This window comes from Maridesulfovibrio salexigens DSM 2638 (genome assembly GCF_000023445.1).
In the GTDB taxonomy this organism is placed as follows: Bacteria; Desulfobacterota; Desulfovibrionia; order Desulfovibrionales; family Desulfovibrionaceae; genus Maridesulfovibrio; species Maridesulfovibrio salexigens.
On the sequence record NC_012881.1, the window covers coordinates 207,118 to 224,214 of the forward strand.

The 17,097-nt window shown below is 49.5% G+C and carries 20 protein-coding genes and 1 pseudogene; 17 read left to right on the forward strand and 4 right to left on the reverse strand.

The genetic code is table 11. From position 1 onward, the window contains the following. Positions 1 to 35: 35 nt before the first annotated feature. The 3 genes from DESAL_RS00995 to DESAL_RS01005 all read right to left on the reverse strand — a co-directional run bounded on the left by DESAL_RS00995 (position 36) and on the right by DESAL_RS01005 (position 2,947). Positions 36 to 1,199 (reverse strand): hypothetical protein, encoded by a 1,164-nt coding sequence (locus tag DESAL_RS00995; protein ID WP_012765787.1) that lies wholly within the window; start codon positions 1,197 to 1,199, stop codon positions 36 to 38. Between the two features lie 65 nt (positions 1,200 to 1,264). Further along, the gene (locus DESAL_RS01000; RefSeq protein WP_012765788.1) at positions 1,265 to 2,353 is read right to left on the reverse strand and encodes a (Fe-S)-binding protein; all 1,089 of its coding nucleotides are present in this window, start codon (positions 2,351 to 2,353) and stop codon (positions 1,265 to 1,267) included. Positions 2,354 to 2,377: 24 nt separating this feature from the next. Beyond that, a complete protein-coding gene (locus DESAL_RS01005) occupies positions 2,378 to 2,947 on the reverse strand; it encodes an OB-fold protein (RefSeq protein WP_012765789.1) in 570 nt (189 codons plus the stop codon). A 277-nt stretch (positions 2,948 to 3,224) separates the two neighbouring features. On the opposite strand from DESAL_RS01005, the gene ffh reads away from it, so the two are divergent. From ffh to smpB, 14 genes and pseudogenes are all read left to right on the forward strand, one after another. Beyond that, on the forward strand, positions 3,225 to 4,742 hold the full coding sequence (gene ffh, locus DESAL_RS01010; protein WP_012765790.1) for a signal recognition particle protein: 1,518 nt from the start codon (positions 3,225 to 3,227) through the stop codon (positions 4,740 to 4,742). Between the two features lie 72 nt (positions 4,743 to 4,814). Continuing rightward, positions 4,815 to 5,051 carry a 30S ribosomal protein S16 gene (rpsP, locus tag DESAL_RS01015; protein WP_012765791.1) on the forward strand — a complete coding sequence of 79 codons (237 nt, stop codon included), beginning with the start codon at positions 4,815 to 4,817 and terminating at the stop codon, positions 5,049 to 5,051. A gap of 78 nt (positions 5,052 to 5,129) precedes the next feature. Next, positions 5,130 to 5,363, forward strand: coding sequence for a KH domain-containing protein (locus tag DESAL_RS01020; RefSeq protein WP_012765792.1), 234 nt, complete (start codon positions 5,130 to 5,132; stop codon positions 5,361 to 5,363). A gap of 34 nt (positions 5,364 to 5,397) precedes the next feature. After that, positions 5,398 to 5,955, forward strand: coding sequence for a ribosome maturation factor RimM (gene rimM / locus DESAL_RS01025; protein WP_012765793.1), 558 nt, complete (start codon positions 5,398 to 5,400; stop codon positions 5,953 to 5,955). 41 nt (positions 5,956 to 5,996) lie between these two features. Further along, positions 5,997 to 7,307: a tRNA (guanosine(37)-N1)-methyltransferase TrmD gene (gene trmD / locus DESAL_RS01030; RefSeq protein WP_012765794.1), complete on the forward strand. Its 1,311-nt coding sequence runs from the start codon at positions 5,997 to 5,999 to the stop codon at positions 7,305 to 7,307. 46 nt (positions 7,308 to 7,353) lie between these two features. After that, positions 7,354 to 7,704, forward strand: coding sequence for a 50S ribosomal protein L19 (gene rplS / locus DESAL_RS01035; RefSeq protein ID WP_012765795.1), 351 nt, complete (start codon positions 7,354 to 7,356; stop codon positions 7,702 to 7,704). 171 nt (positions 7,705 to 7,875) lie between these two features. Further along, on the forward strand, positions 7,876 to 8,508 hold the full coding sequence (locus tag DESAL_RS01040; RefSeq protein WP_041722039.1) for a ribonuclease HII: 633 nt from the start codon (positions 7,876 to 7,878) through the stop codon (positions 8,506 to 8,508). Next, entirely contained in the window at positions 8,490 to 8,894 is a 405-nt protein-coding gene (locus tag DESAL_RS01045) for a YraN family protein (RefSeq protein WP_012765797.1), read from the forward strand. The genes DESAL_RS01040 and DESAL_RS01045 overlap by 19 nt, the downstream gene beginning before the upstream one ends. Further along, on the forward strand, positions 8,836 to 9,678 hold the full coding sequence (gene rsmI / locus DESAL_RS01050; protein WP_012765798.1) for a 16S rRNA (cytidine(1402)-2'-O)-methyltransferase: 843 nt from the start codon (positions 8,836 to 8,838) through the stop codon (positions 9,676 to 9,678). The genes DESAL_RS01045 and rsmI overlap by 59 nt, the downstream gene beginning before the upstream one ends. A gap of 18 nt (positions 9,679 to 9,696) precedes the next feature. Continuing rightward, the gene (locus DESAL_RS20420) at positions 9,697 to 9,978 is read left to right on the forward strand and encodes a PTS system mannose/fructose/sorbose family transporter subunit IID (RefSeq protein ID WP_245543771.1); all 282 of its coding nucleotides are present in this window, start codon (positions 9,697 to 9,699) and stop codon (positions 9,976 to 9,978) included. Next, positions 9,979 to 10,443 carry a hypothetical protein gene (locus tag DESAL_RS20425; RefSeq protein WP_245543772.1) on the forward strand — a complete coding sequence of 155 codons (465 nt, stop codon included), beginning with the start codon at positions 9,979 to 9,981 and terminating at the stop codon, positions 10,441 to 10,443. Positions 10,444 to 10,484: 41 nt separating this feature from the next. Next, positions 10,485 to 10,802: an HPr family phosphocarrier protein gene (locus tag DESAL_RS01060; RefSeq protein WP_012765800.1), complete on the forward strand. Its 318-nt coding sequence runs from the start codon at positions 10,485 to 10,487 to the stop codon at positions 10,800 to 10,802. Continuing rightward, positions 10,803 to 12,588, forward strand: a pseudogene (gene ptsP, locus DESAL_RS01065) (phosphoenolpyruvate--protein phosphotransferase). Between the two features lie 9 nt (positions 12,589 to 12,597). Beyond that, complete coding sequence (smpB, locus tag DESAL_RS01070; protein WP_012765801.1) at positions 12,598 to 13,065, forward strand: SsrA-binding protein SmpB; 468 nt, start codon at positions 12,598 to 12,600, stop codon at positions 13,063 to 13,065. A 105-nt stretch (positions 13,066 to 13,170) separates the two neighbouring features. On the opposite strand, the gene DESAL_RS20285 is transcribed toward smpB, so the two are convergent. Then, a complete protein-coding gene (locus tag DESAL_RS20285; RefSeq protein ID WP_012765802.1) occupies positions 13,171 to 13,329 on the reverse strand; it encodes a hypothetical protein in 159 nt (52 codons plus the stop codon). A 164-nt stretch (positions 13,330 to 13,493) separates the two neighbouring features. Between DESAL_RS20285 and DESAL_RS01075 the strand changes: the two genes are divergently transcribed. The 3 genes from DESAL_RS01075 (at position 13,494) to DESAL_RS01085 (ending at position 17,019) form a co-directional block, all read left to right on the forward strand. Beyond that, a complete protein-coding gene (locus DESAL_RS01075) occupies positions 13,494 to 14,375 on the forward strand; it encodes a LysR family transcriptional regulator (RefSeq protein ID WP_012765803.1) in 882 nt (293 codons plus the stop codon). 110 nt (positions 14,376 to 14,485) lie between these two features. Further along, on the forward strand, positions 14,486 to 15,871 hold the full coding sequence (locus tag DESAL_RS01080; RefSeq protein WP_012765804.1) for an FAD-binding oxidoreductase: 1,386 nt from the start codon (positions 14,486 to 14,488) through the stop codon (positions 15,869 to 15,871). Beyond that, on the forward strand, positions 15,871 to 17,019 hold the full coding sequence (locus tag DESAL_RS01085) for a (Fe-S)-binding protein (RefSeq protein WP_012765805.1): 1,149 nt from the start codon (positions 15,871 to 15,873) through the stop codon (positions 17,017 to 17,019). Before DESAL_RS01080 ends, DESAL_RS01085 begins: the two co-directional genes overlap by 1 nt. The last annotated feature ends 78 nt before the right edge of the window (positions 17,020 to 17,097 follow it).

A 17,097-nucleotide genomic window follows, 5' to 3' on the forward strand; every position in this document is an offset into this window, starting at 1 on the left:
TGTTGCTTGGAGGTCTTTTTTGAGATGGTTAAAAGCTATTCAAACTTAAATGACTGGACTTCCGGTGTGGTGGCAGTGATGAAAGCAGGGAAAAGAATCAGGGCGCATGCAGGGTGATAGAGTAGGGGGGAAAAGAAGCCGCAGACAATTACGGTGGTGATAAGTCCACCCAGCATTGTGGATGGAAAGCGTCTGTATACTACGGTTCCAGATGCTGCGATGAGGCAGGAACCTGCCAGGCCCCAGGAGCTGAGCAGGTGCAGCCAGAAGGGCGGAATGTGGAAAAGGTAAATTCCTGATCCGGTCCAGACTTGTTGTTGTCCATGCCAGATTGTCCACAGAGAAGCCGGAACATTGAGAGGTAAGGGGACTGTCAGGGGAAATCCGGTCAGCAACAGCTCCGGATTGTTGGCAACAAGTTCTAAGATGGAGAACCATAGCCAGTAAGAGGGAAGGTCTTGTCTGTTCATGAAAGTCATTTCCTGTACTTGTAGGGAAAGGTAGTTGAATAGAAGCATACAAAGTACAAGCAGAAACTTTTTTGACCAGCCCTTAGGCCCGAAAATAAGCATTATCAGGATTGCGGCGAAAATTATGTCGCGGCCAAGAGTGCAGAAAATACCGGCAAGAATGAGCAGTCGTGAGAATGTGTTTTTTTCAGCGTTATGAAGAGTTGCGCAGAGACCTACAAGAAGGATTGGTCCGCTGATGCTTGATATTCCGAAGAGTGTAGGCATAGCTGGATCGTGCAATATAAAAAAACGGAGAATGAACTCTGCACAGATGAGCAGGGCCAGACAGCTTGACCAGAAAGAAATCTGTTTGGTGCTTGGTGGAGGAAACAGGCTGAGCCAAAGTATAGAGATTAGAAGGAATAAAAGCGGCTTTGACTCCATAAGCCAAGGTAAATAGTCAAGCAACGGCTGAGTAAACCCCGAAAAATGCTTATAGGAAATCCACGTAATGAGTATTGCCGGAATTCCGGCTCTAAACCAGAGTGGAGCGACAGTTTCTCTGTCTCCACGGAGCATTTCCAGAGTAAGACCTAATACAGCCAGACCGGTAGCGAGTATCTCTGCCAGATTAGAGGGTGCAGCATATCCGCTCAGGCTGAATGCTGCCATGGTTATAGGCAGTCCCAAACTGAATAGGGCTAAGGGAGTCTCGGATGCTGTAAGGGCTTTATTGTCTGAACTCATTGGTAATTGTGTTACATTGATCTGTTCAGGATTAGAAGGCCCAATATTGAAAAATGATCAAATTATTAATGTTTGCTGAATTTAAAGATCAGCCGGTTAATGTAGTTAAAGGGGAACGCGACAGGTTTGGGTATTCTTTTACGTTTTACCAGCAGGATATCGAGTACGTGTGCCGTGGGATATTTGCAGCCGAGAAAATTAACGCAGCCTGCGCAGTATGTGACCATGGGGACTCCGGTCCTTTGCGCTTCAGTAATGCGCTTGCGTGACCAGTATTCAGCATAATCTTTTTTGTAGAAATGAGTTGCCCCGCCTTCTCCGCAGCAAAGTGTGTTTGTGCGGCTGTGGCGCATCTCAACCACCCTGATCCCCATTGCTTTGAGCAATGCCCGCACGTTCTTGTGCATTTCTGTCTCGTTGCGGGTTACACATGGGTCGTGGATGGTAACTTCCTGTATCGTGGGCCGGACAGGGATAAATTTTGAGACTTTCAGTCTTTTATATATAGAGACAATTTTCAGATTAGAGTTAAATTCTTGAAAAGTTTTGTGGCAGTTCGGGCAGGCGGTAATAATCTTTTTGACCCCCTTGCGCTCAAGTCTGTGAATCAATTCGGAAAGCGCTTCCTCATGCCTGCTTTTCAGTCCCAGCATTTTTGAGGGCTTAGAGCAGCAGTTCAGGACCAGCCCCATGGTCGGCTCTTCCCGTTTGATTATTTTGTACGCGACTCGCGTAGCATCGAGATGCATTGCCGGGAGGGTGCAGCCCGGAAAGAAAATTGTTTTGCAGTTCTCGGGGATGAATTCGCCTTTGAAAGGGAAGCGTTGTCCCAGTCGTTCGTAATTCAGGAGCGGGTCGTATTTATCAAGACGGAAAATTGCATTGGCCTGAGCATGGTTGCGCAATTCCTTGAACATGCGGTCGGGCTCAACTGCTACGGGGCAGACTGCGGAGCAGAGTCCGCAGACAGAGCAGGCATAGGAACGTATTGCAACCTTGTCGGCATCTTCGTCGGAAGAAAGGGCTCGCAAGGCGATTGATACAGGGGAGCCGCTTTCAGCCAGAAAGCGGCACTTGGTCATACATTTTCCGCAATCAATGCATTCGTCAGCAATGACTTGCAGTTCTTTTTTTAATTGTTCTGATACAGGCATAGGCGCACTTATGAAGACTCCGGCCTACAGCAACTGGCACCCCCATATTTTCACCCTCTTGTTGACGTACTCAGTGCATTTCCCTTTGATACGCACCTTTACGCCCGGCTTGAGGTTGCTGACAACCGGAATCTGGTCTTCGGTAAAATGACAGATAACTTCGGCGGTAAAATTTGAAATTCCTTTGAGTCCTACATGCAGATCGCCGAATCCTTTTGTTGAAACATCTACTATTTCGCCGGAAACTTCAATGACTTCGTTCTGATATTTACCGCTGGCCATAGTGTTGTTTTCAACAAAATCAATATAGAGCTTGTACGATCCTACATGGAGCTTTGATTGAGTCAGTTTAACCTCATTGGCGATGCGTGCATGCCATGCCCCTAGGGTTTCTTTTTTGTGCGGTGCCACATTTTGGTGTGCTGTCGGGCCTGATTGTATTTTTTTTTGCAGGTCTACCCGGTTGTTGAGTTGGCCTGTTGAGTCGTAGACGTCGGCAATCACTTTGCCTTCATTTGAAATATATATTTTAGATCTCAATCTTCCCATGGGGTCAACAAGATGAAATTCTTCCGCCTTGACGATGTTAGGCATCGTTTGTCTCCTTGAGTTGCATGGATACGGTTATGTAATATTATGCAATTAAACGGTTCATTGCTTGAAAAAGCAAGAAATATTGTAAGCAAATTTTTGCGGGTGTACGATAAGTGTTTGTCATTTTCGAAAAAGTTGATATGAGTCTTCACTTGACTTGGGTAGATAAAAGCTTTAACAGACAACCCCTTTCTTTACGCAATCAGCATCAATCGAGAAAAGGTGGAGCTTTTGAGGTTTTTGCGCGTAAAAATGCTTAGCCGGCGGAGTAAGAGAATTGTTTGACAGCCTATCAGATAGACTTTCCGAAGCCTTTAAAAATTTCAAAGGGCAGGGACGCTTGGATGAAAAGAACATCCAGGCCGGATTGCGCGAAGTGCGCCTTGCCCTTCTCGAAGCGGACGTAAACTACAAGGTCGTTAAAGATTTTGTGGAAAAGGTAAAGGAGCGTGCTCTCGGGCAGGAGGTCCAGAAATCCCTTTCTCCCGGACAGCAGGTAATTAAAGTCGTTAACGACGAACTTACCGAGCTGCTTGGTGGCGAGCAGGAAGGGCTGCAGCTCACCAAGGGCAAGCTTTCCAAAATCATGATGGTCGGCCTTCAGGGTTCCGGTAAAACCACTTCTTCTGCCAAGATCGCCTTGTATCTGAGGCGTAAGAAGTTCAAGCCCTACCTTGTCCCTGCCGACGTCTACCGTCCCGCTGCGATTGACCAGCTTCATGTGCTGGCCAAACAGCTGGATATGCCGGCCTACCCGTCCACTACGGAAATGAACCCCGTGGACATCTGCCGTGACGCTATGGTCAAGGCTGAAGAGGCCGGTTGTGATGTTCTGCTTTTCGATACAGCCGGACGACTGCATATTGATGAACCTCTGATGGAAGAGCTTTCCTCCATCAAGGAACATTGTTCTCCGGATGAAATCCTTTTCGTGGCGGACGCAATGACAGGGCAGGACGCTGTCAATGTTGCCTCCACATTTGATGACAAACTTGATGTTACCGGTGTCGTCCTTACCAAAATGGATGGTGATGCCCGAGGCGGTGCGGCGCTCTCCATCAAATCCGTTACCGGTAAGTCCGTTAAGTTTGTCGGTGTGGGTGAAAAGCTTTCCGAGCTTGAACTCTTCTACCCGGACAGGGCCGCTTCAAGAATTCTCGGCATGGGGGATGTACTTTCCCTGATCGAGAAAGCCCAGTCTGTGATGGATGAGGGAGAGGCTGAAAAGCTGACCGAGAAATTCCGCAAGGCCGAATTCGACCTTGAGGACTTCCGCACCCAGATGCGCAGAATGAAGAAGATCGGTTCCATGGGTTCGATCATGAAAATGATCCCCGGCCTCGGCGGGCTGACCAAACAGCTCGGCGATATGGAGATTCCGGATAAGGAACTGAACAGGATAGAAGCCATCATCTCGTCCATGACCATGCAGGAACGCAGGCAGCCTAAACTTATCAACCCCAGCCGCAGGCAGAGGATTGCTAAGGGTTCCGGCGTGAAGCTTGAAGAGGTCAATCAGATGCTCAAGAACTTTGAGCAGATGAGCAAGATGATGAAGAAAATGATGGGCGGCAAAGGCGGAAAGGGCAAAATGCCCAAGATGCCGAATCTGCCCGGAATGCCCGGACTTGGCGGCGGCGCAGGAATGCCGGGAATGCCCGGTATGGAAGGGTTGGAAGGCATGGAAGGAATGGGCGGAATGCCTCAGCCATCCAAGGCCAAGAGTAAGAAAACCCTTCAGGCCCGCAAAAAGAAAAAGCTTAAAAAGCAAACCCGCAAGAAAAAGAAGAAATAGTTTTTTGTGGGCATTTGCTTGCAATTTATTAACGAACCACTTAATTTAAGATTATATGGGGGAAAGTAGACAATGGCTATTAAACTTAGACTGACCCGTATGGGCTCCAAAAAACGCCCTTTTTACAGAATCGTAGCAATCAACAGCGAAACCAGACGTGACGGTCGTCCTTTGGACTTCTGCGGTTACTACAACCCTATGGTTGAGCCTGTTGAAGTTAAAATCGACAAGGAAAAAGTAGAGAAGTGGCTTGAGAGAGGCGCTGAGCCTAGCGATACCGTTAAATCTCTCCTCAAAGCAAATTCTTAGGGTTCGTATCTCACCAGGTTCGAATTCTTCTTCACTACTCACGGTACACACTCGAAATCAGAAGCGGAGGTTGTTGGCATGTTGAAGGATTTAGTAGAATACATCGCGAAATCGCTTGTTGACAATCCGGATGAAGTAGTTGTCACCGAAATCGAAGGGGAGCAGACTTCCGTAATCGAACTCAAGGTCGCTAAAGAAGACCTCGGTAAGGTTATCGGTAAGCAGGGCCGCACCGCGCGTGCCATGAGAACCCTGCTCGGTGCTGCATCAACCAAGGTGAGAAAACGCTCTGTTCTGGAAATTCTGGAATAAGAGTCCTCGAACCTGACCATAACGGCAGGCTGCTATGGAAATGCTTGTAGTTGCCGAGGTGGTCAAACCACATGGTCTCAGGGGGGAAGTTTGCATCGAATCTCATGCGGACTCCCCTTTTCTCTTCGACGAGGTCCCCTGTCTGTATCTGGCTAAGAAAGGACAGAAGCCCCGTCGTTTTGTCGTGCGCTCTTCACGTAAACATAAAGGGCGCGTGCTCCTGACCTTCAAGGGTGTTGAAGACCGTGATCAGGCGGAAAACCTGCGCGGTATGGAGATCCTTGTGCGTGAGGCTGATCTTCCCGAATCCGGGGATGATGAAGTTTACATGTACGAGCTTGAAGGCATGAGCGTCGAACTTGAAGACGGGACAGTGGTTGGAACCATTTCGAACTTCATTCTTGCCCCCGGGCAGGAAACATGGGTGATCTCTTCTGCAGAGGGTAAGGAAATCCTTTTTCCCGCTGTGGAAGAATTTGTCTTGTCTGTAGATCTGGACGCGGAAAAGGTTGTTGTTGAACCGCCTGAAGGGCTGCTTGATATCTACCTGACCGAGGCCGGTAAGAAAGATAACGGGAAGAAAAAGAAATAGGTCAGAGTGCCGCTTTTTTAAATTCCAAGGCTGGAACATTAGTGAAATTTAATCTGGTTACACTCTTTCCGGAATTTTTTGATTCCCCGCTGTCGCATGGACTCATGGGTAAAGGCGTTGAAAAGGGCATAGTCTCTTTTAACAAAGTCGATCCCCGCGAGTTTACTACAGACCGCCATAAATCTGTTGACGACCGCCCCTACGGAGGCGGGCCCGGCATGGTCATGTTTATTGATCCTATTGCCAAGGCCCTCGATAGCGTAGGTATAAAGCCTTCCGTGGAAGGTGGCTGCCCCAAGGGTAAAAGGCTGATTATGCTTTCGCCTAAAGGCAAGCCGCTGACCCAGAAGATGGCGGTGGAGCTTTCCAAGGAAGAGGAGCTGACCCTCGTCTGCGGAAGATATGAGGGCATTGATGCCCGCTTTGAAGATATTTTTCCCGTTGAAACAGTCTCTGTAGGGGATTTCGTGCTCAACGGGGGCGAAGCCGGGGCCATGTGCCTTATTGAAGCTGTCGCCCGCCTACTGCCGGATTTTATGGGGCATTCCGAGTCCGGTACGGAGGAGAGTTTCTCTTCCGGTCTTCTGGAGTATCCGCACTACACCCGTCCCCCGGAATTTGACGGGCATGCTGTGCCGGATGTTCTCTCTTCAGGCAACCACGCCCTGATCGAAGAATGGAGGAGAAAAAAGTCTCTGGATGAGACCTTGGATGCCCGACCGGAGCTTTTGGCCGAAGCAGAAGGGTTAAAAAAAGATGATGTGCGTTATTTGCGCACAATACCCCGAAAACGTTTGGGAAAAAATCTTTATATGGCTCTTGTGCACTATCCGGTGCTAAATAAATTTGGAGAAAAGGCCGCTGTTTCTTTGACAAACCTCGATATTCACGATATGTCCCGCGTTTCCCGCTCTTACTCAATTAGCGGATTTTTTGCGGTGACTCCAATCGAGGATCAGAAGAAATTGGCCGAGAGGATTATTTCTCACTGGACCTCGGGACCGGGAAGCAAGTTCAACCCGGACCGCGCTGCAGCTTTTTCCAAAGTAGGAGTTAAAGATTCCCTGCAAGATGTGGTGGAGCATATTGAGTCGGGAACGGGTAAGAAACCGATACTGGTGACCACCAGCGCACGGGGCGCAGGCAGCACTACCATGAACAAGGTTCGTGAGATGTTGCAGGATAATCCCGTCCTGCTGGTTTTCGGTACCGGACACGGGTTGGCCCCCGAAATTCTGGACATGGCAGAAGGCAGCTTACGGCCTATCAGGTTCATGGACGGATACAACCATCTATCAGTAAGAAGTGCGGTGGCGATCACGGTCGACAGGCTGCTTAAAGACGCCTGGTAGATCCGCCTTCGGGTGCCGCAAAAGAATTTATATAAGGAGTAGCGACATGAGCAACGTAATTGCAAAAATCGAACGCGAACAGATGCGTATTGATATGCCCGCTTTCAAAGCTGGCGACACTGTAAAGGTACACCTGCGTATTATCGAAGGTGAAAAGGAACGTATCCAGGTTTTCCAGGGTGCTGTTCTGCGTTACCGTAAAGGTACCACCAACTCCACCTTCACCGTCCGCAAAATTTCTGACGGTATCGGCGTTGAGCGTGTTTTCCCCGTACACTCCCCCTACATCGAGCGTGTAGAGGTAGTTGCTGAAGGTAAAGTACGCCGCAGCCGTATCTACTACCTGCGTGGCCTTAAAGGTAAGGCTGCACGTATCAAGTCCAAACAGGCTTGGTAGGCCACGAAGCATTATGCTTCGCGGTTATGCCCGTAAGGACTTACAGTCCGCTACGGGTGCGCAAAATTGTGTTGAAAACCGTCATTCCCGGACTGGATCAGTTCGGGTATGGCGGTTTTTTACTTTTTAAAGGCTTGGAGTCTGTTTGTGTCTGATAATTTGCTCCCCGGAATGGGTACTGAAAATCTTATCACTGCCGGTATCGACGAAGCAGGGCGTGGGTGCCTCGCAGGACCTGTAGTTGCCGGGGCAGTTATATTGCCTGAAGAGTATGATCTGCCGGGACTTACTGATTCCAAGAAGCTGGATGAAGCCGCGCGGGATCGTTTGGCGGTTGAGATTAAGAAGCAGGCCGTCTGCTGGGCACTGGGTGTGAGCCGTGCGCAGGTTGTTGACCAGATCAATATTTTGCAGGCCACATTTCGGGCTATGGGGCGTTCAGTGCTTCATCTGAAGGTCAAACCCCAGATGCTTATGGTAGACGGTAATAAGACTATTCCTGCGCCGCATTTGAATGGTGTGGCTGGCTTTCGACAGGAAGCTGTAGTTAAGGGCGATTTGAAGATCCCGGCGATTTCAGCGGCATCTATTTTAGCCAAGACTTTTCGCGATAAGTTGATGGTGCAGCTGGCCAAGCGCTATGCTGCTTATGGATTTGAAATCCATAAGGGCTACGGGACCAAGGTGCACTTGGATGCTCTTAAGGAACATGGCCCTTGTGCCGTGCACCGTATGACCTTCAAGGGTGTCCTGCCTGAGAAAAAGAAAGCCAAGCAGGAGCGCATGTGTCTCCCCGGCATTTAGATTTCGGACAGGCGGGCGAGGATTACGCGGCCTGTTTTCTGGAAAATCGCGGATATTTTTTGCGCCAGCGCAATTGGCGTTGGAAGCAGTGGGAACTGGATATTATCTGCGAAAAAGACGATGAATTAATTTTTGTGGAAGTAAAGACCAGAGCCGGACGCAGTGCGCAATCCGGCATAGAGGCAGTGACTCCGGCCAAGCGCAAGAAGCTGGTCAAGGCCGCGACCCGCTACCTTTCGGCATTTGATCTCTGGGAGAGACCATGCCGATTCGATCTGGTTATTGTGAATGATGACGGAACCGGCTTTAGAGCGGAACATATAGAAAATGCATTCGACCTCACCGACTTTATGGGTAGTGGCAACACCGCTTGGCAACCTTGGTGATATCACCGAGCGAGCCAGAAAGGTATTGGCCTCTGCTGACTTGATTTTTGCGGAAGATACCCGCCGCACCGGCAAGCTGCTCCAGTCGTTGGACATTAACGGCAAGAGTTTCGTCAGCCTGCATGAGCACAACGAAGAGAAGCGGATCAAAAAAGTTCTTGCTCACTTTGATGAGGGTAATGATGCGGCGCTTGTTTCCGATGCAGGAACCCCGCTCATGAGCGATCCCGGTTATCGGGTTGTCCGGGCTTGTAGAGAGCATGGCGTTCGCGTTGTTCCTGTTCCCGGTCCTAGCGCTCCGGTGACAGCTCTTTCAGGCTGTGGTCTGCCTCCGTATCCTTTTTCCTTTCTAGGCTTTCTGCCGCGCAAGGAAGGGCAGATGCGTAAGCTTTTTGAAGTTTACGGTCAGACCGGGGCTACAATTGTATTTTTCGAGCGTAAATCCCGTTTGCGCGAAACCATGCATCTGGCTTATGAGAGTCTAGGTAACCGTGAATTTGCTATTTGCCGGGAACTTACCAAGGATTACGAGGAATTCATCAACGGTAATCTGGAAGATTGGGAAGATGTTTCCGAAGAGCTGCGCGGTGAGATCACTGTGGTTATCGGGCCGCCGGTGAATGAAGGTCCGGCATCCGAAGAAGATATTTTTAGAATGATCGAAGCGGAGATGGAGTCAGGCGACAAACCTAAAGTTATCGCAAGACGCATTGCTGAAAAGGTCGAAGGCTGGACAGCTAAAGCGGTCTATGAAAAGGTAACTGAAAGGAAAAAAGGCGCTTAGCTGCGCATCAGAATAATTATGGATAAAGGAAAAAAGAAATTAGGTCCGGCTTTTGCCAGATGTTTTCTGCGCTCTTATTTTGCGGGAGCGGGATTCAATACCCGCGGCTTGCAGAATATAGGCTTTTCCTACGCCATGCAGCCCGGCCTTGAGGCCATCTATGATGACCATGCGGAGCTTGTTAAGGCGCGCAAGCGCTACGTGAAGCATTACAATTCGCATCCTTTCTGGGCTCCGCTTTTGGTAGCGATTTTTCTGTCTGTCGAGGTACAGATCAGAGATGGACGGTTTCCGGTTTAATTGCTGGATAAATTAAAAAATACGACCAGCTATACTCTTTCAGCCATCGGTGATTCGGTTTTTTCCGGTAGCGGGCTCATTTTCTGGGCCTTGGCGACTGTGAATATGTTACTGGCTGGTCTTCATTTGCAGGCTATGCTACTCGGAGTACTGATGTTTGTCGGTCTGCAAACGTTCAAGGTATTCACTTTCTGGTCCGGGATAAATAAAGGGCTGGGATTTTTGGATGAATTGAAAAGATGGGACTTGATCAACTGGGGAGAGCGGCTTAAATACGCCAACGGTTTTCTCGTTTTGTTGATCTGGTTTCAACTATGGCCCCGACCGTTGTTTGCATACGACTGGTTCGGGGGCACCGCAGTGCTCGGAGTACTGGGCTGGCTGGTGGCAACCGGTAAAATTGCCCGCGAAGTAGTGGCAGTGCTGGTGGTTGTTATCGGACTTATGACATTACATATGCTGTGATTTTTTCTTTTGAAGAAATAAGATATAAGGATTAATAACAAATGACTGAAGAGAGTGCGCTTCGCGAAGAGACCCCGGCTGGAGGGGAGGCGATTGTCCGGACTGTGGTTGTTAGCAACCAGTTGGGACTGCATGCCCGTCCGGCGGCAAAACTTGCGCAGGAAGCCCAGAATTATGAAGCGGACATAATGGTTGTCTGCGAATCTCAGGAAGTCGATGCCAAGAGTATTCTTGATGTACTCACTTTGGCAGCAGTTCAGGGTAGTGTCCTTGAATTGCGGGCTGACGGTTCCGATGCCGAAGCCGCCCTCGATTGCCTTGAGAGCCTTTTTAAAAACAGATTCGGCGAGGAAAAGTAAGTGGCCAGAGCGGTCGTCAACGGAATTTCCGTATCAACAGGTATAGCCATCGGTAAGGCTTTCTTCCTTAACCGCAGTATCTCATCCAGACTGCCCAGGCAGACTGTGCCTATGCATATGGTGGAGGGTGAGACCGCGCGGATGAAGAAAGGGTTTAGTGATGCAGTGGAAGAGCTCGCAGCTGTGCGGGAAAAGGTCCCTGAAGAGCTGAAAGAACACCAGTTGATCATCGATTCCCACCTGATGATGCTCAAGGACCCCAAACTGCAATCCTCCGCCCTTAAATATATCGACGAACTCAAGATCAATGCTGAATGGGCTTTGGACAAGGCTGTAAATGACCTTGAAAAAGCCTTTGGTGCGCTTGAGGATGTCTACATCCGTGAACGCATGCAGGATGTGCGTCAGGTGGCTTTGCGGGTACAGGCCAAGCTTATTGGCGGTGAGGCTAATCTGCGTCCGGTTGAAGGGCGCGTGGTGCTCATGGCCCATGACTTGACCCCGGCAGATACCATCGAGCTTGAAGTGAATAAGCTCATGGCATTCGTAACCACACTTGGCGGTAAAACTTCCCATACCGGGATTCTGGCCCGGACCCTGAACATCCCGGCTCTTGTCGGTGCGGCGGAGTTGGAAAATTCCGTTGTTGACGGTGATCTGGTCATTATTGACGGTCTGGCTGGAAAGGTGCTGGTTGATCCCTCTGACGAGGAACTGGAGCATTACTATACTCTGGAAACCCAGTTTGATGATTACCAGCGGACGATCATTCGCGGTTGTCAGCTTCCTGCTGAAACAGAGGACGGCTATAGAGTCCATGTAAATGCGAACATAGAACTTTTCGAAGAAGTTGCGGCAGTAATAGATAACGGCGGTGAGGGGATCGGCCTTTTCAGGACTGAGTATGCCTACCTCAACCGAACCGACCTGCCCACTGAGGACGAACTGGCAGAGAAGTATTCCGAGCTTGCGGCTATTATGTCTCCGCGTCCGGTAACCCTGCGAACCCTTGACCTTGGTTCAGATAAATTCATGGCCCATTTCGGGTCACTGGATGAGGCTAACCCGGCTCTTGGACTGCGGGCTATGCGCTTTTGCCTCAAGCATCAGGAACTTTTCAGGATTCAGCTGCGGGCTATGCTTAGAGCCAGTGTGCATGGCAATGTCATCAATGATGTTTCCCATGATTTGCGGGCTGAAGGAAGTTTTGCAGGCAAAGTCTGCCCTTGCGCGTGCGCAGCAGGAATTGCTTGAAGAAGGCATTCCCTTCAACAAAGATATGCCCATCGGGGTTATGATTGAGCTTCCGGCAGCAGTTATGATTGCCGAGATTCTGGCTCAGGAAGTGGACTTCTTCAGTATCGGTACCAACGACCTGATCCAGTACAGTCTGGGGATTGACCGCACCAACCCGCATGTATCCTATCTTTATCAGCCGTTGCATCCGGCTGTGGTGCGTTCCATTAAATACGTGGTCGATGCCGGACACCGGGCCGGTATTGGAGTAAGTCTCTGCGGTGAGGTTGCTTCCGATCCTTACTGCGTCCCGATTCTTATGGGTATGCAGATCGACAGCTTGAGCCTTACCCCGCAGGCCATTCCCGGCATCAAACGTATTCTCCGTCAGCTGAATATGCAGGAATGCAAGCAGCTGCTTAAAGATGTGCTTGGTTGCCGTACTGTTAGCAGAATCAACCGTCTTGTTACGGAAAATATTTATAAAAAGTATCCGGAAGAACTGACCTTTTTTGCGTCCCTTCTGGATAATGAAGAGATCACAGGTTAATCAGAAATCATGGCTAAGAAGAAAAAGAAGAGCCCATCTTCAATTGCGCTCAATAAACAGGCCCGCCGTAATTACGAATTCGTGGAAACCCTTGAGGCCGGACTGGTTCTGAAGGGAACTGAAGTTAAGTCCCTGCGTCAGGGTTTAGTCAGTTTTATGGATGGCTATATTAATTTCAAGGAAGGCGAGGCATGGCTGGTGGGTATTCATATCGCGCCTTACGATCATGCCGGATACACCCAGCATGAGCCGGACCGTCCGCGTAAGCTGCTGTTGCATGCGCGCGAAATAGAGAAGTTACAGAGCAGGGTTGAGCAGAAAGGCTTGACCGTTGTTCCGGTCAGATTGTACTTCTCAAGAGGTAAGATCAAGCTTGAGATTGCCCTTGCCAAGGGCCGTAATGTCCATAACCGCAAGGAAGAACTCAAGCGCAGGGATATAGCAAGAGATACGGCCCGTCAGCTGGCTAATTACTAGCCGGCCAACGAGCCGTAAAAAGTTCTCATCCACCCCTTGCCGGTGGGTGGAGAAAGCATGATAAGGGTATAGTAACCTTAGTCCGTCAAGGAGCGGACTTATTTTTTACTGGAGACCGGAAACGAGAATGGTAAAAGCCATTGCTGCGCCGACCCAGAAAATTGTTTTAACCATTCCGGTTACGGGGTCGAGTTTCTTTTCGCGGCCATATTCGCTGTCTTCTGGGGTGAAAACTTCAGTAACAAATGCGCTGATGGTGCTCATGGTCGTTCTCCTGTAAGCGTGATCAAGATTATAAAATCACGTAGTCAATGAATCCTTATTGCCCGTTTTCATGTTTTCAATCCAATGGGAATACTCGAACCCTGCCTTTAATATTTCTGATACCATTTTCGACTTTTAAAATGGCATAGCTAAGTAATTAAAATATGGAACTATACCAGATAAAAACATTTGTTGTGGTGGCCGAGGAAGGCAATATGACCCGTGCTGCCAAGCGGTTGCATGCCAGCCAGTCCACCATCAGCCTGCATATCAAGTCACTTGAAGAAGAATTCGACGTGCGCCTGTTTCTGCGCACTCCCAAAGGTATGCAGCCTACTCCGGAAGGAAAACAGCTTCTGGAAAAAGCCCGTGATATCCTTGATTCAGTGGAAAAGTTTGAATCGGAAGCCCAGACCTTTAAAGGTGAACTTTCCGGGGTTGCACGTTTAGGCTTGCAGACCTCGCCGGTATATCTAAGGACTCCGCAGCTGATTAAATTGATTAAGCAGGAGTTTCCGGGGCTGTCCGTGCGTCTGGTGCAGATGCCTACTTGGACAATCCGCAGTGACATTGCCGCCCGCAAGCTTGATGGCGGCTTTTTTTATTCCAATTGCCCGCCTGATGAAGTGGATGGTATCCTGCTTGAGAATACCCTGTTGCATGTGGTCGGGCCGGCCTCGTGGAAAGATCAGATGGAAGATGCCAGTTGGGAAGATCTTTCGAAATTGGATTGGATCTGGACCCCTGAGGAATGTTCTTTCAACGTAAAGCTCGAAGAAACTTTTTCTTCACGTGATCTTGAAGTTTCCAAATCCATGATTGCCGACAGCGAGGATACTCATAACGCCTTAGTTAAGTCCGGTAACGGCATTACCGTTATGCGTGCTGACGAAGCGGCTGAAGGCGTGGAAAAGGGCGAATTCTACATCTGGCCCGGAGGACATATCGAGGTAGGTCTCTATTTCGGATTCCCGCGTAAAAGGGAAAACGATCCCGTGGTTAGGGCACTTTTGGACTGTGTTGAAAAGGTCTGGGAAAAGGCGTAGTTTTTTGCCTCCGGCGGCTCTCCGAGGGCCAAAGAAACTTTTTGAAAAAAGTTTCTCTGGACTCTTCAAAAACTTTTATTCGGGCTTCGCCTCTTCAACGCTAAAATTGTATGAAACAATATCCTGATCAATTATCACGAGCTCATAAGAAATTTTTGCGGAACCTTTTCCCCGACAGGGAATCGAGTTTTGACGACGGTACTTTGCTGGCCTGCGGCGTTGATGCCAGCCAGCGACACGCAAAACCGCTGGCTTTGGTGCGTCCGCAGGAAACCGCACAGGTTGCGGAGTTGTTAAAGTGGGCTCAGGCAGAGCGGGTGCCTATCTACCCCCGCGCTCGGGCGACTAATAAAGTCGGGAACTGTGTTCCGGTTCGCCACGGAGTTGTGGTCTCCCTGCTTGATATGAATGATATTCTGGATATTGACGGGCGCGATTTTGTGGCAGTCACTCAGCCGGGAGTTATTACAGCTGATCTGCAAAAGGCCGTGGAAGCGCAAGGGCTTTTCTATCCGCCCGATCCGGCCAGCATGAAAATTTCTACTATCGGTGGAAATATTTCCACCTGTGCCGGGGGTATGCGGGCCGTGAAATACGGAGTTACCCGTGATTATGTGCTGGGACTTGAAGTGGTCCTGCCCGGAGGTGAAGTGATCCGCACCGGAGGCCGAACCCAGAAAAATGTAGTCGGGCTGAATTTGACCCGGCTTATGGTCGGTTCTGCCGGAACATTGGGTTTGGTTACTGAAGCTATTGTAAAGCTGTTGCCCTTGCCGGAAACATCCGCATCAGTCTTGGTGGGTTTCAAAGATTTAGGCGGATGTCTGAATGGAGCGGAGGCTGTATTCGGTTGTGGAATCCTGCCTACAGCTATGGAACTCATGGATCATAATACGATTAGGGCTTTGGAAATGCATTCTGCTGTACCCTGGCCTGAAGGGACAGGGGGCTTGCTTCTGCTCAAGATCGATGGCTCAGCTGAGTCGGTTAAGACTGACCTTGGGCGTATTGAAGAAGCTTTGCGGGCTGTTGCGGTTACCTTTATGGAGCAGGGCAGCGGTGCTGATCAGGAAAGGCTTTGGGAACTGCGCCGGGTGATAAGCCCTGCGGCGTTCAATCTTGCTCCGGATAAGCAGGGTGAAGATGTTGCTGTGCCGCGAGGCAAAGTTGCCGAGGCTATAAAGGGATATCATGCAATTGGTGAGCAGCTTGGGCTTACTGTGCTCTGCTTCGGGCATTTGGGTGACGGAAATATCCATGTCAGCACCATGTACGATAAATCTGCCGGAGAGCAAGAGAAGGCTCTTAAAGCCAAACAAAAAATATTTCAATTGACCCTTGAGCTGGGCGGAACGCTTTCCGGGGAACACGGCATTGGATTGACCAAGGCCAAATATATCAACATGCAAATGGATAAAACCCAGCAGCGGTTAATGGCAGGTATTAAGAAGACTTTTGATCCTCTGAATATCATGAATCCCGGGAAGGTGGTCTGATGGCGGCTCCTAAAAGTTGCGTACAATGCGGCAAATGTCTTGAAGTTTGCCCGCTGTTCAAGGCTACCGGAAGGGAAGAGCTGACCCCGCGGGCCAAGTTTTTTCTTGAATCCGTCTGTTCCGGTAAGGATGCGGGCGAGGAGCTGAGTGAAAAGGATTTCAAATCATTGGCCTCACTCTGTCTTGCTTGTGGACGTTGTGAAAAGAATTGTCCGCAGCATATGTCCGGCCCTGCTTTGGTTTCTGATCTACGTGCTAAATCAAAGGGCTTTACGCAGTCTTGTTGGGATTTGTGGCTACGCAGTCCCGGTTTGCTTTGGCCTATGGCTGCGGCTTTATCTAAATTTTCCCCTGAAGTCTTGCCGGAACCGTTTGGTTCAGCCCGTAAGCGGATGCAGGCACTTTTTGCCAAAAGCCCGGAGCCATGGGCAGAACTTGTGCCTCAGGCTAAATTCGAAGAGCGTAAGGTTGTGCTTTTCAGAGGTTGTGTGGGCCGTTATGCCCGCAAGGATTGGGCAGCAAAGGCTGAGCGGTTGATGGACAGTATGGGCTTGATCCGGGCTGAATCCGGGGATTTTAGTTGTTGTGGTTCTTCTTATGGCAGTGCCGGATTGCTGGATCGGCAATCCGGGGCAAGGGCGAAAAACATCAAGGTTTGGAAAGATGCGGGCAGTCCTTTACTGATTACTTTTTGCGCTACCTGCCTGAAAGGGTTGAAAGAGTATACTCTTGATGATTTTTCAGGTGATGAAGAAATGTACGCCAGATGGCAGGAATGCTTGACGCCCTTATCCTCTTTGTTGCTGGATGCTGAAGTTATTTTGCTCGATAACGCACCGGAGCAGGTAGCCTATCACAAGCCCTGCCATGCCCCGGAAGATGATACGGATCGGACATTGGTTGAAATTATTGCCGGGAAGCGTCTGCGTCCGGTCCAGGACGGTCTTTGCTGCGGTTTCGGTGGAATTATGCAACTGGGGGCACCTGAACTTTCCAAAGAAGTGGGCGAATACTCTTTAGGCCAGTTAACAAAGGGCATGAAATCGGGCGGGCAGATTCTGAGCGGATGTTCCGCTTGTGTGATTCAACTTGTCACTCTTGCAAAAGATGATTATTTTGCCTCCCATTGGCTTGATATTTTGAAATAAGTACTTATTAAATAACATCCGTTTATTTTTATTGACGATAATTAGCGGGCCATTCCGCGCTAGGAAAAAGGAATTTAG

What these genes read in the sequence shown, in the direction of transcription:
- DESAL_RS01060 (WP_012765800.1), top strand. Translation starts at nt 10,485, where the DNA reads ATGACTGAAGAGAGTGCGCTTCGCGAAGAGACCCCGGCTGGAGGGGAG.
- DESAL_RS01085 (WP_012765805.1), top strand. Translation starts at nt 15,871, where the DNA reads ATGGCGGCTCCTAAAAGTTGCGTACAATGCGGCAAATGTCTTGAAGTT.
- DESAL_RS01080 (WP_012765804.1), top strand. Translation starts at nt 14,486, where the DNA reads ATGAAACAATATCCTGATCAATTATCACGAGCTCATAAGAAATTTTTG.
- DESAL_RS00995 (WP_012765787.1), bottom strand. Translation starts at nt 1,199, where the DNA reads ATGAGTTCAGACAATAAAGCCCTTACAGCATCCGAGACTCCCTTAGCC.
- DESAL_RS20285 (WP_012765802.1), bottom strand. Translation starts at nt 13,329, where the DNA reads ATGAGCACCATCAGCGCATTTGTTACTGAAGTTTTCACCCCAGAAGAC.
- DESAL_RS01000 (WP_012765788.1), bottom strand. Translation starts at nt 2,353, where the DNA reads ATGCCTGTATCAGAACAATTAAAAAAAGAACTGCAAGTCATTGCTGAC.
- rsmI (WP_012765798.1), top strand. Translation starts at nt 8,836, where the DNA reads ATGCATTCGACCTCACCGACTTTATGGGTAGTGGCAACACCGCTTGGC.
- DESAL_RS01005 (WP_012765789.1), bottom strand. Translation starts at nt 2,947, where the DNA reads ATGCCTAACATCGTCAAGGCGGAAGAATTTCATCTTGTTGACCCCATG.
- smpB (WP_012765801.1), top strand. Translation starts at nt 12,598, where the DNA reads ATGGCTAAGAAGAAAAAGAAGAGCCCATCTTCAATTGCGCTCAATAAA.
- DESAL_RS01040 (WP_041722039.1), top strand. Translation starts at nt 7,876, where the DNA reads ATGGGTACTGAAAATCTTATCACTGCCGGTATCGACGAAGCAGGGCGT.
- rimM (WP_012765793.1), top strand. Translation starts at nt 5,398, where the DNA reads ATGGAAATGCTTGTAGTTGCCGAGGTGGTCAAACCACATGGTCTCAGG.
- rplS (WP_012765795.1), top strand. Translation starts at nt 7,354, where the DNA reads ATGAGCAACGTAATTGCAAAAATCGAACGCGAACAGATGCGTATTGAT.
- rpsP (WP_012765791.1), top strand. Translation starts at nt 4,815, where the DNA reads ATGGCTATTAAACTTAGACTGACCCGTATGGGCTCCAAAAAACGCCCT.
- DESAL_RS01075 (WP_012765803.1), top strand. Translation starts at nt 13,494, where the DNA reads ATGGAACTATACCAGATAAAAACATTTGTTGTGGTGGCCGAGGAAGGC.
- DESAL_RS20420 (WP_245543771.1), top strand. Translation starts at nt 9,697, where the DNA reads ATGGATAAAGGAAAAAAGAAATTAGGTCCGGCTTTTGCCAGATGTTTT.
- DESAL_RS01020 (WP_012765792.1), top strand. Translation starts at nt 5,130, where the DNA reads ATGTTGAAGGATTTAGTAGAATACATCGCGAAATCGCTTGTTGACAAT.